This is a genomic window from Halocalculus aciditolerans (assembly GCF_014647475.1).
GTDB lineage: Archaea > Halobacteriota > Halobacteria > Halobacteriales > Halobacteriaceae > Halocalculus > Halocalculus aciditolerans.
Genome location: NZ_BMPG01000002.1, coordinates 841,587 through 855,405, shown reverse-complemented (window position 1 = coordinate 855,405; position 13,819 = coordinate 841,587). Strand labels below are relative to the sequence as shown.

16 protein-coding genes and 1 tRNA gene are annotated in these 13,819 nt (G+C 71.4%); 6 read left to right on the top strand and 11 right to left on the bottom strand.

The genetic code is table 11. The features are described 5' to 3' along the window. Positions 1 to 19: 19 nt before the first annotated feature. A complete protein-coding gene (locus tag IEY26_RS10990; RefSeq protein ID WP_188978850.1) occupies positions 20 to 1,120 on the top strand; it encodes a pyridoxal phosphate-dependent aminotransferase in 1,101 nt (366 codons plus the stop codon). Positions 1,121 to 1,123: 3 nt separating this feature from the next. Here IEY26_RS10990 and IEY26_RS10985 read toward each other — a convergent pair whose 3' ends face one another. Beyond that, positions 1,124 to 1,783 (bottom strand): DUF47 family protein, encoded by a 660-nt coding sequence (locus IEY26_RS10985; protein ID WP_188978848.1) that lies wholly within the window; start codon positions 1,781 to 1,783, stop codon positions 1,124 to 1,126. A 162-nt stretch (positions 1,784 to 1,945) separates the two neighbouring features. Between IEY26_RS10985 and IEY26_RS10980 the strand changes: the two genes are divergently transcribed. Then, complete coding sequence (locus IEY26_RS10980; RefSeq protein WP_188978846.1) at positions 1,946 to 2,986, top strand: ArsA family ATPase; 1,041 nt, start codon at positions 1,946 to 1,948, stop codon at positions 2,984 to 2,986. A gap of 4 nt (positions 2,987 to 2,990) precedes the next feature. Here IEY26_RS10980 and IEY26_RS10975 read toward each other — a convergent pair whose 3' ends face one another. From IEY26_RS10975 to IEY26_RS10960, 4 genes are all read right to left on the bottom strand, one after another. Further along, complete coding sequence (locus IEY26_RS10975) at positions 2,991 to 4,343, bottom strand: glycerate kinase type-2 family protein (RefSeq protein ID WP_188978844.1); 1,353 nt, start codon at positions 4,341 to 4,343, stop codon at positions 2,991 to 2,993. Next, positions 4,343 to 5,158 (bottom strand): SDR family oxidoreductase, encoded by an 816-nt coding sequence (locus IEY26_RS10970; protein ID WP_188978842.1) that lies wholly within the window; start codon positions 5,156 to 5,158, stop codon positions 4,343 to 4,345. The genes IEY26_RS10975 and IEY26_RS10970 overlap by 1 nt, the downstream gene beginning before the upstream one ends. A gap of 105 nt (positions 5,159 to 5,263) precedes the next feature. Further along, positions 5,264 to 6,052, bottom strand: a complete 789-nt coding sequence (locus IEY26_RS10965; protein WP_188978840.1) for an endonuclease V — start codon at positions 6,050 to 6,052, stop codon at positions 5,264 to 5,266. Next, a complete protein-coding gene (locus IEY26_RS10960; RefSeq protein WP_188978838.1) occupies positions 6,052 to 6,945 on the bottom strand; it encodes a rhomboid family intramembrane serine protease in 894 nt (297 codons plus the stop codon). Before IEY26_RS10960 ends, IEY26_RS10965 begins: the two co-directional genes overlap by 1 nt. Before the next feature lie 101 nt (positions 6,946 to 7,046). Between IEY26_RS10960 and IEY26_RS10955 the strand changes: the two genes are divergently transcribed. Then, positions 7,047 to 7,400 carry a DUF192 domain-containing protein gene (locus IEY26_RS10955; protein WP_188978830.1) on the top strand — a complete coding sequence of 118 codons (354 nt, stop codon included), beginning with the start codon at positions 7,047 to 7,049 and terminating at the stop codon, positions 7,398 to 7,400. A 64-nt stretch (positions 7,401 to 7,464) separates the two neighbouring features. Here the strand turns inward: IEY26_RS10955 and IEY26_RS10950 are convergent. Next, positions 7,465 to 7,549: transfer RNA gene (locus tag IEY26_RS10950), tRNA-Ser, on the bottom strand. Positions 7,550 to 7,637: 88 nt separating this feature from the next. Between IEY26_RS10950 and IEY26_RS10945 the strand changes: the two genes are divergently transcribed. Further along, positions 7,638 to 8,591, top strand: coding sequence for an AAA family ATPase (locus tag IEY26_RS10945; RefSeq protein ID WP_188978828.1), 954 nt, complete (start codon positions 7,638 to 7,640; stop codon positions 8,589 to 8,591). Positions 8,592 to 8,767: 176 nt separating this feature from the next. After that, a complete protein-coding gene (locus IEY26_RS10940; RefSeq protein ID WP_188978826.1) occupies positions 8,768 to 8,935 on the top strand; it encodes a hypothetical protein in 168 nt (55 codons plus the stop codon). 49 nt (positions 8,936 to 8,984) lie between these two features. Here the strand turns inward: IEY26_RS10940 and IEY26_RS10935 are convergent, their stop codons facing one another. The 5 genes from IEY26_RS10935 to IEY26_RS10915 form a co-directional block, all read right to left on the bottom strand. After that, positions 8,985 to 9,488, bottom strand: coding sequence for a DUF7519 family protein (locus IEY26_RS10935; RefSeq protein WP_188978824.1), 504 nt, complete (start codon positions 9,486 to 9,488; stop codon positions 8,985 to 8,987). Next, entirely contained in the window at positions 9,485 to 10,762 is a 1,278-nt protein-coding gene (locus IEY26_RS10930) for a DUF58 domain-containing protein (RefSeq protein WP_188978822.1), read from the bottom strand. The genes IEY26_RS10935 and IEY26_RS10930 overlap by 4 nt, the downstream gene beginning before the upstream one ends. Then, on the bottom strand, positions 10,759 to 11,316 hold the full coding sequence (locus IEY26_RS10925) for a DUF7269 family protein (RefSeq protein ID WP_188978820.1): 558 nt from the start codon (positions 11,314 to 11,316) through the stop codon (positions 10,759 to 10,761). Before IEY26_RS10925 ends, IEY26_RS10930 begins: the two co-directional genes overlap by 4 nt. Then, positions 11,316 to 12,308: a DUF4129 domain-containing protein gene (locus IEY26_RS10920; RefSeq protein WP_188978818.1), complete on the bottom strand. Its 993-nt coding sequence runs from the start codon at positions 12,306 to 12,308 to the stop codon at positions 11,316 to 11,318. Before IEY26_RS10920 ends, IEY26_RS10925 begins: the two co-directional genes overlap by 1 nt. 73 nt (positions 12,309 to 12,381) lie before the next feature. Next, a complete protein-coding gene (locus tag IEY26_RS10915; RefSeq protein ID WP_188978816.1) occupies positions 12,382 to 12,789 on the bottom strand; it encodes a hypothetical protein in 408 nt (135 codons plus the stop codon). A 109-nt stretch (positions 12,790 to 12,898) separates the two neighbouring features. Here IEY26_RS10915 and IEY26_RS10910 point away from each other — a divergent pair, with 109 nt between their 5' ends. Beyond that, positions 12,899 to 13,702, top strand: a complete 804-nt coding sequence (locus IEY26_RS10910; RefSeq protein ID WP_188978814.1) for a DNA-directed RNA polymerase subunit epsilon — start codon at positions 12,899 to 12,901, stop codon at positions 13,700 to 13,702. The last annotated feature ends 117 nt before the right edge of the window (positions 13,703 to 13,819 follow it).

The following is a 13,819-nucleotide window of genomic DNA, read 5'->3' as shown; positions in this document are numbered from 1 at the left end:
GGCGCGACCAGAGAGCGGCATGGAGTACCAGGAACCGCTCTTCTTCCGGGTGATGCAGTGGGCGGAGCGCGCGGACCGCGACGTGGTCGACATGGTCTCGGGGAACCCCGACTGGGGGTCGCCGCCCGCCATCAGCGAGGGCCTCCACGAGTACGCCGACCTCGGCGGCGACGCCTTCCAGTACGCCCCCAGCCCCGGCCTCGACGACCTCCGCGAGGAGATCGCCGCGCGCCGCGGCGTCGACGCCGACCGCGTCGTCGTCACCAACGGCGGCGGCATGGCGAACACCCTCGGCATGGCGCGCGCCCTCGAACGCGACGCGGGCGACGAGGTCATCATGACCGACCCCGTCTACCCCTACTACCCCGGGAAGACGACGATGCTCGGCGGCGAACAGGTCTTCGTCCCGACCGAACGCGACGGGTCGCTCGACCCCGCCGACGTCCGGGACGCCGCGGGCGAGAACACCGCCTGCATCATCGTCAACACCCCGAACAACCCCACCGGGAAGGTCTACAGCGAGGAGACGCTGCGGGAACTCGTCGCCATCGCCGAGGCCGTCGACGCCCTCCTCGTCGTCGACGAAGTCTACGACCACTTCGACTTCACTGGGGAGTTCACGTCCGCGCTCACCTTCGACTCGCCGAACGTCGTCGTCACCAACTCCTTCTCGAAGACGTTCGCCATCACGGGCTTCCGCGTCGGCTACGCCGTCTTCCCCGAGGCGCACGTCGACGCCGCCATCTCCCGCAACATGCTGACGAACGTCTCGACGACGCGCCCCGGCCAGTACGCCGTCCTCCACGCGCTCCGCGAGACCGACCCGGACTACTACGCCGAGAGCCGCGCGCTCCTCGAAAACCGCGTCGACGCCTTCACGGCCGCTCTCGACGAGGCGGGTGCCGAATACTCGACGCCCGACGGCGCGTTCTACGTCCTCGCGAAGTTCCCGGGCTTCCCCGGCACGCTGGAGAACGTCCGCGCGCTCATCGAGGACGCCGGGGTCGCCGGCATGCCCGGCACCGGCTTCGGCGAATCGAAAGCGGAGTGGATTCGCTTCGCCCTCGTCACCCCGCGCGTCGACGACGCCGCCGCCCGCCTCACCGATTACTTCGCCTGACGCTCACTGCTTGCTCGCGGCGACGACGAGCGCGTCCGCGACGTCCTCCGCGGCGTTCGGCACGACGTCGAGCCGGCCGACGAGCGTCATGACGAGGAGGGCGTCAGCGGTGGGGAGCGTCTCGAACGCCGCCGAGAGCACCGAATACTTCTCGTCGTCACAGTCGCTCTCCAGCCGGCGGACCGTCGCCACGTCCTCCTCGAACGCGGGCGCGCCGGCGTCGAGCGATCCGACGAACCGCCCGACGGCGCGCGTCGTCGCCGTCACCGCCGCCGCCGCGAGGTCCACCATCCGGTCGAACGCGTCCCAGACCTCCGCGGGGAGCGACGGCGCGACCGCGGCGAGTTCACGCGCGAACCGCTCCGCGGCGTTCGCGATGTCGTCGACGAGCGTGACCAGCCGCAGGAGGTCCGGCCGGTAGAGATAGACACCGGTGAGCGACGGCTCCACGTCGCCGTTCACGGCGGACTGGAGCGCTCGCGCCTCGTCGTCCGCCGCCGATTCGAGGCGGTCCAACACCGCCACCCACTCCGCGACGCCGTCCCCGTCGCGGCACGCCGACACGACGTCCGGCAGCGTGCCGACGGCGCGTTTCACGGCCCGCAGGAACTCCTCGAACGACGCCTCGATATCGGTTCCGTCAGCTCCAGTGACCGACGCCATACAGCCTCCGCTCACCACCGCACGCGGGAAAACCCTCCTAGGAGACCTCCGGAGAGCTACGGAGCCATCCCGTCCCGTCCGCCTCGCCCATCTGGCCCTCCCCACTCGTCTCGTTCTCGCGGAACCGACGCCTTCTCCCCGTCCGAACCCGCAGGCTCCCCCATGGACGAAATCGAAGTCGAAGCCGTCGACGCGGTCGGCGACGACGTCGGCGTCACCCCGGGAACCGCGGAGTACGTCCTCTACGGCGGGAAGGGCGGCGTCGGGAAGACGACAATGGCGGCCGCGACCGCGCTCGCGTCCGCGAACGACGGCACCGAGACGCTCGTCGTCTCCACGGACCCCGCACACTCCCTCTCCGACACCTTCGAGACGGACGTGCCGTCGCGGCCCGCGCGCATCCGGGAGGACGTCCCGCTCTGGGGCGTCGAAATCGACCCGGAGGACGCCGTCGAGCAGGCCGACCTCTTCGGCGGCGACGGCGCGGGCACCATGGGCGGCGTGGGCGAGATGGGCGAACTCCTCGGGATGGGCGGCGACGAGGCCGGCCCGCAGGGGATGATGCCGGGCGCGGACGAGGCCGCGGCGATGCAGCTCCTCCTCCAGTACATGGACGACGAGCGCTTCGACCGCGTCGTCGTCGACACCGCCCCGACCGGCCACACCCTCCGCCTCCTCGACCTCCCGGAGCTCCTCGACTCCATGATGGGCCGAATGATGCAGTTCCGCGAGCGCATCGGCGGCATGATGGACTCCATGAAGGGGATGTTCGGCGGCGAGGACGGCGAGCAGGGGACGGGCGACCTCGACGAACTCAAAGCGCAGGTGCGGCGGCTCCGCAGCGTCCTCCGCGACCCCGACCGAACCGACTTCCGCATCGTCATGGTGCCGGAGACGATGAGCGTCCACGAATCCACGCGCCTCCGCGGCCAGCTCGACGCGAAGGGCATCCCCGTCTCCACGCTCGTCGTGAACCGCATCATGGAGCCGCTGACCGACGTCGCCGACGCCCCCGCCGACGCCTTCGTCACCCCGAACCTCGACTCCTGCGAGTTCTGCCAGCGCCGCTGGGACGTCCAGAAGGACGCGCTCGCCGAAGCCCAGGAGCTCTTCCGCGGCGTCGACGTCAAACGCGTCCCCCTCTTCGCCGACGAAGTCCGGGGAGAAGCGATGCTCCGCGTCGTCGCCGCCTGCCTCGACTAATCCGTCACTCCTCGCCCGCGCCGACGAGGTGGACGCGGAGGTCGTTCACGTTCGTCCCCGTCTGCCCACAGCGGAGGAGCGCGCCGGCGTCGTCGAGAACGGGAGACACGTCGTGCTCTCGTAGCGCGCGCCGGGCCGCCCGGCCGTCCTCGACCGTCTCTGCGGTGACGAGCGCGCCGGCGGCGTCGGCCGCGCCGTCGATGCCGTCCGTATCGACCGTCGCGAGCACGCCGAGCGCGTCGTCTCCCGCGAGCTCGCGAGCGGCGGCGAGCGCGAACTCGAGGTTCGGGCCGCCGACGCCCGGTGAATCGCCGACAGTCACCGTGACCTCGCCGCCGGCGACGACGGCGGCGGGCGGTTCGACGGGGCGGCCGGTCGCCGCGGCCTCCTCGGCGACGGCGACGTGTGAGAGCGCGGCCTCCCGCGCTTCCCCGCGGACGCGCGTGGAGAGGACGAGCGGCGTGTAGCCGGCGTCGGCGGCGGCCGCCGCGGCGGCTGAGACCGCCGTGTCCGCGTTCGCGAGGACGTGCGCCGAGACGCGGTCGAAGGCGGAACTCTCCGCACCCGGCGTCTCGTCGCGCTCGCCGCGCGCGCCCGCTTCGAGGCGTTCGACCACCGCTTCGGGCGCGTCGACGCCGTAGTCGTCGAGGACGGCGAGCGCGTCCGCGTAGGTCGATGAGTCGGGGACGGTCGGGCCGCTCCCGACGACGTCGAGGTCGTCGCCGACGACGTCGCTGAAGACGAGGGTCGCCACGCGCGCCGGCGCGAGTTCGCGGGCGAGCCGGCCGCCCTTCACGGCGGAGAGGTGTTTCCGGACGCTGTTGAGCTCGTGAATCGTCGCGCCGGACCGGAGGAGAGCATCTGTTGTCGCCCGGAGGTCCGTGAGGTCGATGCCGTCGACGGGCGCGGCGAGGAGCGCGGACGCGCCGCCCGTTACCACGGCGAGGACGAGCGTGCGCTCGCCCGCGTCCGCCGCTCGGTCGAGGACGCGACGCGTGGACGCGACGCCGTCCGCGCTCGGAATCGGGTGGTCACCGGGGAGAACGTCCACGAACGCCGTGTCGACGGGGTCGTCGGTGACGACCGCGCCGGAGAGCCGGTCGCCGAGGACGCGTTCGAGGGCGCGCGCGACCGTGCCGGCGGCCTTCCCACCGCCGAGTACGACGATATCGTCGTAGGCGTCGAGGTCGAAGCGCGCGTCCGCCACGCGCAGGACGTCGCCTTCGAGGTCGACGGCGTCCGCGACCACGGTGTCCGGGTGTGCGGCGTCGATCCCCGCTTCGAGGCAGTCGAGCGCGACGCGCTCTCGCGACCCGCGCTCCCAGCGGTCGGCCTGCTCGAACTCCGGCGCGCCCATCAGACGAAGCGGAGCGCCGCCGTCACGAGTTTGTCGCGCAGGCGGTCCGGAACGAGGCGCGCGTACCGCGCCAGCCCAGCCAGCGTCCCCACCGGATACCGCGCGTCCGGGTTCGTGCTCGACGCCGCCTCCAGGATCGCCGCCGCGACGTCCTCCGGCTCGGAGCCCATTCCGCCGAACGTCGCCTCGTAATCCTGGTAGAGCTCGTAGACGTGGCCGTACGCCGTGTCGTCGGCGACGTCAGACGCTTCGCGCTGGGCGCGCTCGCCGAAGCTCGTCTCCACCGGCCCCGGCTCCACGAGCGAGACATCGACGCCGAACTCCGCGACCTCGGTCCGCAGCGCGTCCGAGAACGACTCCAGCGCCGCCTTCGACCCCGAGTACGCCCCCATGCCCGGCGCGGTGAAGAACGCCGCCGCGCTGGAGACGTTCACGACGGTGCCGGACTCCTGCTCGCGCATCCCCGGGAGCGCCGCGCGCACCAGCCGGTGCGGGCCGTAGAGGTTCACGTCGAACTGGCGGTGGAGCCGGCGCGTCGGCAGGTCCTCGGCCGCGCCGAACTGCGCGAACCCCGCGTTGTTCACGAGGCAGTCGAGGCCGTACGCCTCGGTGACGTCCTCGACGACGTTCACGCACTGCGCGGGCTTCGTCACGTCGAGCTCCCGCGTCTCACATCCCGCCTCTTCGAGCCCCTCGATGTCGTCAGTGTTCCGCGCGGTCGCCACCACGCGCCATCCCTCGTCGAGAAACGCCTCGGCCGTCGCTCGTCCGATACCGGACGAACACCCCGTGATGAGAACCGTCTCCTCGGTCATACCCGAGCTATCGACAGGTGGGGAGTTAATACTTTCAAGACATCCCGCGCGTCATCCAGCGATTCCGTCCCCGAGCGAGCCCCCAAACACCGCCCGGTTCCCGGTTTACCGGCTCTTCAGGTCGTCGGCGGCGGCGTCGGCGAGTCGCGTGGGTTCGGGGAGCTTGTAGCCGGCGCAGAGCGCGTCCACGACGCCGACGGTCGTCTCGGCGGAGACGCGGTGGCCGGGGCTCACGACGAGCGGGTTCACGTGGCGTCTCTCCGGGTTCGGGTACTGCCGGGACTGGAGGGCGTGGCCGACGACCGTTCCATCGGGCGTCGTCATCGAGTCGTCGGCCTCGATGGGGATTTTCGTTCCCTCTGGGAACGGCCCTTCGTCGAGGGGCGTTCGGGGCGTGCCGCAGAGGAGGTTCTTCGCGACGCCGACGCTCGGCGTGTCGACGGCGACGCCGATGTGCGTCGCGATACCGGCCTCGCGGAAGTGGATGCGGCCGCTCCCGTCGAGCACGAGTAAGTCGGGGTCGACGTCCAGTCGCCGGAGGGCGTCGAGGATGCAGCCGCCCTCGCGGAACGCGAGCAACCCGGGAATGTAGGGGATGTCGAGCGGCGCGCGCCCCTCGACGGTCTCGACGACGCTCCCGTCCCGTATCGCGACGGCGGCGCTCACCGCCTCGTCGTCGGTGAACGCCTGGTCGATGCCGACGACGACGGGCGCGTCCGCGTCGCCGCCGAGCGTCGCGTTCTCCGTCGGCGGCTCGTCGAGCGCAATCTCCGCGGGGTCGACGTCGAGGTCGTCGGAGAAGACGGCGTCGGCGGCGAGGTCGCGCTGGAGCGCCTCCATCTCCTCGCGGGAGAGCGCGGGGTCCGGAACGTACTCGGGGTGGACGACCTCCATCAGTAGCGCCGGCGACCCCCGCCGCCACCGAATCGGAGTTCGTCTCGCACGCGCGTCCCCTGGTCCTTGAGGTACTTCCCGTAGAGCAGGCCGACGACGAGGCCGGCGAGGTGCGCGGCGTTCGCCACGCCCGCCGTCAACACGCCGCCGAGCCCGGCGATGCCGAGCACGGAGATGACCGCGTAGCCCGCCGTGAGCAGCCAGATGGGTACCGGGATGAAGAAGTAGAGGAGCACCCGCATGTCCGGATTCAGAACGGTAATGATGCCCATGATGCCCATGATCGCGCCGCTCGCGCCGAGCGCCACCGTCGTCTCGCCGAGCGCGAGCGCCACCGCGAGCTGGCCGACGCCCGCGAGGACGCCGGCGACCATGAAGAACGCGAAGAACGCCTTCGAGCCGACGCGGCGCTCCACGTACGGCCCGAAGAAGTACAACGCGATGCTGTTGAAGAGGATGTGCGAGAACCCGCCGTGCGCGAAGATGGACGTCACCCACGTCCACACGTAGAACGGATTGAACGTGTTCACCGTGAACGTGTTAATCCACGGCCCCGACAGTGGCTGAATCCCGAGCGCGACCGGGAACACCGCGTACTGCACGATGAACGTCACCCACATCAACCCGAGCATCACGTAGGCGACGTTCCCGCGGACGTAGCTCAACGGCCCGCCCGGCCCCGTCACGCGGGAGACGACGCCCGACGACTGCCCCGGCGCGGACTCGTCCATCCCGGTGTCCCCGCCGAAGACGCCGGAGGGGTCGTTCCACTCCTCCAGCCCCGGACAGCCGTGGTTCTCCGGGAGGCGGTGCTCGCTACAGTACGTCCCCCCGCAGAGGCGACACCGATACGGCATCCCCTCCTCTTTCCCGCAGACGTCACACTGCGCCATTGCCCGAGGTTCGACGCCACCCCGGTTAGGGGTTTCCCTCTCCGAATCCCGCCCCGAACCCGACGCGAGGCTTTTACCCGCTCACGCCGTCGCTCCCCGCAATGCGACTCGTCCACGACCCCGCCGACGGCGACGCCCGCGTCCTCGCCGCCGACGTCGAGGTCGCCGACTCCTTCTTCGCCCGCGCCCGCGGCCTCACCTTCCGCCGCGCCATTCCCGACGACTACGCCCTCGCCTTCCCCTTCGGCCGCGTGAAACGCGACGCCCTCCACATGCTCTTCGTCCCCTTCGCCGTCGACGCCGTCTGGACCGTCGACGACGAGGTTCGAGGCAAAAAGCGACTCCCCGCCTGGACCGGTCACACCGCCTTCCGCGCCGACGCCGTCTACGAACTCCCCGCCGGCGCAGCCGATGACGTCGACGTCGGTGACACTGTTCGCCTCGAAGAGGACTGACGACGGGTGAGCAGGACGCGACACGACACGCGTCGCTCGGCGTTTCGTTCGTCGTAGTAGAAGACGCCGAGGAGGGGATTTGAACCCCTGAGTCCGGAAGGACAGTAGATTTCGAATCTACCGCCTTGGCCAGGCTAGGCTACCTCGGCTCACTCTCTCTTTGCTTCGTTTCTCGTTTAGCCGTTTCGATTCGGTGGGACCGAAACGGCCTTCCCGCCTGCTTTTCTGCGTATTGACATGGATGTCTCGGGCGCGAGGGAGCGGTGTGGTGCTGTACTGGACGCCGTCGAGACGGCGGTCGTCGCGGAGCGTGAGTTCCTCGAGGTCGTCGTCGAGGGGCTGTTGGCGCGCGGGCACGTGCTCTTGGAGGACGTGCCGGGGACGGGGAAGACGCTGACGGCGCGCTCGGTGACGACGGCGCTGGGGTTGGAGTTCTCCCGCGTCCAGTTCACGCCGGACTTACTGCCGAGCGACGTGACGGGGTCGCACGTCTTCGACGAGTCCTCGGGCGAGTTCGAGTTCCGTCGGGGGCCGATCTTCGGGAACGTCGTGCTCGCGGACGAGATTAATCGCGCGCCGCCGAAGACGCAGGCCGCCTTGCTGGAGGCGATGGAGGAAGAGCAAGTGACGGTGAACGGCGACACCTACGAGCTGCCGGACCCGTTCTTCGTGGTGGCGACGCAGAACCCGGTGGAACAGGAAGGGACGTTCAGTCTGCCGGAGGCCCAGTTGGACCGGTTCGCGGTGAAGTCCGCCATCGGGTATCCGGACGCGGACGGCGAACTCGAACTCCTCCAGCGGCGCGCGGGCCGGCGCACGCGGAGTCCGAGCGTCGAACCGGTGACGGACGTCGAGGAAGTCCGCGCGCTCCGCGAAGTCCCGGAGGACGTGCGCGTGGACGACGACGTCCTCCGGTATATTCGGGACGTGGCGCGGGCGACGCGCGAGGACCACCGCGTCGAGGTCGGCGTGAGTCCGCGCGGGACGCAGCGCCTCCTCGAAGTCGCGAGAGCGCGCGCCGTCGTCCACGGCCGCGAGTTCGTCGCGCCCGAGGACGTGAAACGCCTCGCTCGCCCGACGCTCGCCCACCGCCTCGTCCTCACCCCCGACGCGGCCGTGCGCGACGTCGAGAAGACCGCTGTCGTCGAGGCGGTCGTCGACGACATCCCCGTGCCCGCACTCGACTCGTGAACCGTCGAGCGTTCCTGGGGCTCTCGTCACTCACGATTGCCTCAATTGCTGGCTGTGTCTCCCAATCCCCGCCGGAGGGAACGCTCATCGTCTCCAATCAGTCCAACTCGATACGCGCTGTCGATGTCCGCGTCTCGTCTCGGGACGGAGCCGAAAAGCTGGATACGACGATAGAGTTGAATCCGACGACTGACTCACGATTCACCGTCGAGGGCGAGCAACTCGTCGTTCAGCTCGAGACGAACGGGCGTGAGTTCTCGGAGGACTGGAACCCCGTCGAGATGATTCAGATGCGGGTTCAGATTTTCGAGGACCACTTCCGGGTGCAGGGCACGGTCGAATAAGCGACGTCGCGGCGAGGAGGTCCGGCGCGGTGTCGTGGTCAACTGCTTCTCAGCGGAGTGCGCGGACGAGGATGAGGACGCCGGCGAGGAGGGCGACGAGGGCGGTGACGGGGCGGCCGTCGGCGGCGGTCTGGTAGACGGCGAGCGCGGCGAGTGCGCCGCCGCCGAAGACGAGGGCGGAGAGGGTGGCGTGGGTGAGTTCGGCGTTCCGGGTGCGGGCGTCGCGGCCGACGTGTCGACCGAGAACGATGGCGTATTCGCCGAGGTCCCAGGCGACGGCGAGGGCGGCGGCGGCGAAGACGACGGGGAGGACTGCGCCGGTGGGGTCGGCGACGGCGGCGGCGACGAAGACGCCGAGGAGGCCGAGCGCGGTGCCGGCGGTGACGGCGGCGACGCGCCCGCGGAACGCCCCGGTGGCGAGGAGGAGCGCGCCGGCGAGCGCGACGCCGGCCGCGGGGAGGGCGACGACGGCGAGGACGGGCGCGGCGGTGAGCGCGACGCCGACGGCGAGGCGGGCGCTGAGGCGGGCGGGCCGGTCGTCGAAGTCGCTCACGAGCGCCACCCCCGCTTCGCGCGTGCGACGGCGACGGGGAGCGGGACGCCGCCGGGCCAGTCGACGACGCGAACGCCGGCGCTTCGGAGGTCGCCGAGGCGGAGGCGGCGTTCGGCGGCGGCGATTCCGGCGGCCGCTCGCGTCCGCGAGTCGGCGTCGCCGTCGGGGGCTGGTTCGGGGGAGACGACGGTGACGGGGTGGCCGGCGGCGGCGAGTCGGCGGACGAACTCGGCGGCGCTGTCGTCGGCGAGCGGCGAGCAGAAGACGACCTGTGTCCCCGATTTGACGCGTTTGCGGAGCTGTGCGGCGATGCGGTAGACGACCGTCCGCTCGTCGCCGGGTTCCGGGGCGAAGCCGTCGTCGGTGGCGAGCGCCTCGCGAAGGCGGGCGCGGTGGTCGCGGCCGGTGTTGGGCGCGTGGTAAGTGAATCGGGGGCCGAGGCTGGCGAGGCCGACGCGGTCGCCGGCGTCGAGGCGAACTGCAAGAACGCCGCCGGCGGCTTCGACGCAGCGCTCCACGGCGGTCGCGGCGTCGGGGTCGGCGACGTAGGCGTCGTCGCGGGTGTCGACGACGACGAGGACGTCGGCGGCGCGCTCCTCGCGGAATTCGACGGTGGCGAGGTCGCCGGAGCGGGCGAGTCGCCGCCAGTCGACGCGGTTCATCGGGTCGCCGGCGCGGTAGTCGCGGACGGCGTAGAACTCGGTGCCGCTCCCGCCGGTATCGGTGGCGAGCCGGCCGACGCGCCCGGCGGCGGTGTCGTGGAGGGGGAAGGCGTCGAGGCCGGTGAGCGGCGGCACGCACTCGATGCGCGTCTCGGCGTTCGCTTCGGTGCGGGTTTCCGTGGAGCCGGCGGCGTCGCGCGCGAGGCCGTCGAGCGGTGCCCACTCGTGGCGGCCGCGGGTCGCCTCCACAGTGTAGGTGAAGGTGGCGGTCGCGCCGGCGCGGAGCGCGGTGGCGTGCCGCGGCGACCCGTCGGTGACGCGGAGGGCGTCGGGGACGCCGTCGACGACGCGGAGATCGGGGAGGAACCCGCCCTCGTTCTCGACGGTGACGCGCACGGTGACGTCGTCGCCGGGGTCCGGGTTCTCTGGAGAAACGTCACGAGAGACGGCGAGGGCGGGGGACGGGGCGGTGGTGGCGTTCGCGTAGCCGGCGGCGAGGACGCCGACGGCGGCGGCGACGAGCGCGCCCGGGGAGCGCGTGACGGCGGCGACGGCGACGCCGGCGAAGATGACGACGCCGACGCCCGCCCAGCGGTTCGTCGGGCGCTTCACGCCGACACCTCCGTGAGCCGGTCGAGTTCGGCGGCGACGTGCGCGACCTGCGTCTCGAACGTCGCGCCGCGGAGGGAGAGCCGGAGCGAGGTAGCGAGCGGCACAGAGGTATTCGCGTCGAAGAACGCGGCGGCGAGCGTGTCGTCCGTCCACGCGCCCGAGTCGACGGCCGCTCGCGCGTCCTCACGACTGTTGCCGCGGGCGACGAGCGCGGCGACGGCGTCCTCGCGGAGTCGCGTTCGGAGTTGGTCGCGCTGTGCGCGCCGCCGCGGGTGCGAGACGGTTTCGAGGTCCTCGACGACGTCCTCGCCGAGCGCTCGCGGCGGCCGCGCGGCCTCGGGAGCGGGGCCGTCGCCGGGGAGGTCGGCGTAGTCGACCTCGATTTTTCGGCGGCGGGAGCCGGCGCGGAGCGCGGCGAGTGCGGCGAAAACGCCGACGGCGACAATGAAGGACGCAGAGAGCGGGACGCCGGCGACGACGGCGGGGGCGAGCGTCCCGGCGACGCCGACGGCGACGACCAGCACGCCGACGGCGAGCGTGACCCGTCGCGCCATCAGGAATCGACCTCGTTCTCCGCGTCTCGCGGACTGTCTGCGTCTCGTGATGCTTCGGCGTATTCGGCTTCGATGGCGCGGAGGGCGTCGACGGCGCGCGCCTCGCGGTCGTCGGCTTCGGGGTTCGCGCCGCCGTAGCGGACCTCGCGGAAGACGTCGGTGAGCGCGGTCACGTCCTCGCTTCGCATGCCGGCGTCGCGGGCGGCGTCGGCGAACTCGGCGGCCGTCGTGGTCGCCGGGTCGTCGACGTCGAGGCGGTCGGTGAGTTCGCGCCACGCGCGGTAGACTTCGTTGTCGACGTTGGTGCCGGATTCGATGCGGTCGGCGGCGTCGCCGGCGGCGCGCCCAACGGCATGAAGGTCGTTTTCGGATTCGGGCGCGTCGGCGAGGGCTTCGGGTTCTGTGTCGTCGCCGGTCGCGTTGCGGAGGACGAAGACGACCGCGCCGACGACGACGAGCGCGAGCGCGACGAGGACGGGCGTCGAGAGCGTCGCCTGCACGGCGGCGTCCGCGCCGCCCCCGCCTCCGCCGCCGCCACCGGTGAGATTGATGCCGGGCGGCGGGGCTTGCGCGGGTTCCTGCTTGCTGCTCGGCTCGAAGGTACAGGCGGTGAGGAAGGAGTAGAGGAGCACGCTCGGCACGGAGAAGACGAGGAGGAGGACGCCGGCGACGAGCGCGTCGGTCCGCCGGGCGACGACGAAGAGGACGAGGGCGACGACGGCGAGCGCGCCGAGGAGGAATCCGGGCGTCGTCAGCACGGGGTAACAGACGGCGAGCGACTGCATCGACCCGGAGAACGACCCGACGACGGGGGGTCCGCCGGCGTCACCCGCGCCGGTGGCGCTCCCGTTCCCGATGCCGCCGCCGGACCCGCCGCCGACGCCCGCGCCGCTCCCCGCGAGCGTGTCGGGGTTCGGGAGGGTCGCGGCGGCGAGGCCGATGGCGACGACGCAGACGACCGCGACGGCGACGGCCCGCGCGTTCGGTTTCACGGCCGATGGTTCGCCCGGACGAGGAAAACAGTTGTGGGATTCCCGACACCCCGCGGTCGCCGGCCGCCTGGGGTCAGCCGTGGAGCGTCCGGTCGTAGAGCGGCCGGCAGTCGCCGGCTTCCGCGTCCGCGTCGGTGTCGAGGAAGCGCGGGATGGCGTCGTGGGCGAAGCGGTCGTCGGGGTTCGGGAGGTCGTCGCGCTCGGCGACCACGTCGCTGACGACGCCTTTCAGCGCGCGGAGGGCATCGCGGGCGGCGTCCGGGTCCGCGTAGGCCGCGACGGGGTGGTCGGAGACGTGGCGGCCGTCGTCTTCGTAGACGGTGGCGAGGACGAGCTGGTAGGGGTAGCCGTCGGCGCGCGATGATTTCGAGACGGTGAGCGTCACGCTGAACGCGTCGGTCACGTCGAGGCGGTAGCGGCGCTCGCTCTCCCGCGCTCGCTCGGCGGTCACGTCCTCCCAGCCGCGTTCCGCGTCGGTCATCACCCGGAGTTCGTACTCCCGATGCTTGAACGTCGGGGCGTAGCGAGCGACACCCGAAAGTCGGGGACGGAGTCGTGGGTTTATCCGTCTCGACTCGTTCTCACTCTCTATGGAGCGACTCGCCGCCGAGGCCGATGGCGACGCCGCGTTCAGCACGCGGCCGGGCGACGGTGCCGTGTCCCGCGCGGACCTCCAGCGCGACACGGTCACCGGCCGCTGGGGGCAGGTGACGCCCGCCGCCACCCAGATCGGTCGCGCGTCCTCGCCGACCGCGGACGTCTCGGAGAACGTCCGCCGCCTTCACGCCGAACGCCATCCCGCGACGCAGGGACACAGCGCCCGCACCCACCGACTGGAGAAGATTCGCATCACGCACGCGCTCGCGAACCACCTCGACCTCACGCCGTGGCAGCGCGACCGCGCCATCGGCGTCATGGCCGACCTCGACCTGACGCCCTTCGGCAGCCAGCGCGCCGTGGAGAAGGTCGCGCTCGTCACGATCCGTCACGTCGTCGACGACGAGCGCGAACGCTACCTCGGCCTCCACGACCGGGAGTGGCTCGCCACCCTCGACCCCGAGCGCATGACGGCGCTCTACGAGACCTTCACCTCCATCACCGACGACCCGGCGTTCGAGGAACTCGCCGAGGACGTCGACCTCGACATCACCCATCTCAACCGCCTCCGCCGCATCCTCCGCGACGCAATCGAGGAGCAGGGACTGGAGGACGCCGTCTTCGGCCGCAACCCCTACCGCGACCCGAACCTCCCCGCCAGCGACTGGAACGAGAACGACGACGATGAGGAGTGGGTGGACGCCGACGACGCCGTCGAATTCGACGGCGAGAACGAGGAGCACGACGGAGACGACGGGAACGAGACGGACGACGAGAGCGACGAAGGCGAGGAGTAAGACGACGCCGTCGCTCTTCGACGTGACCTGTCGAGCGCAGAAGCACGCGCCCGACGCCGCTTCGTATCTACTCCTTATCGCGGGAACCACTTAAAGAGGGGTTGGGGGTTCGTCTGC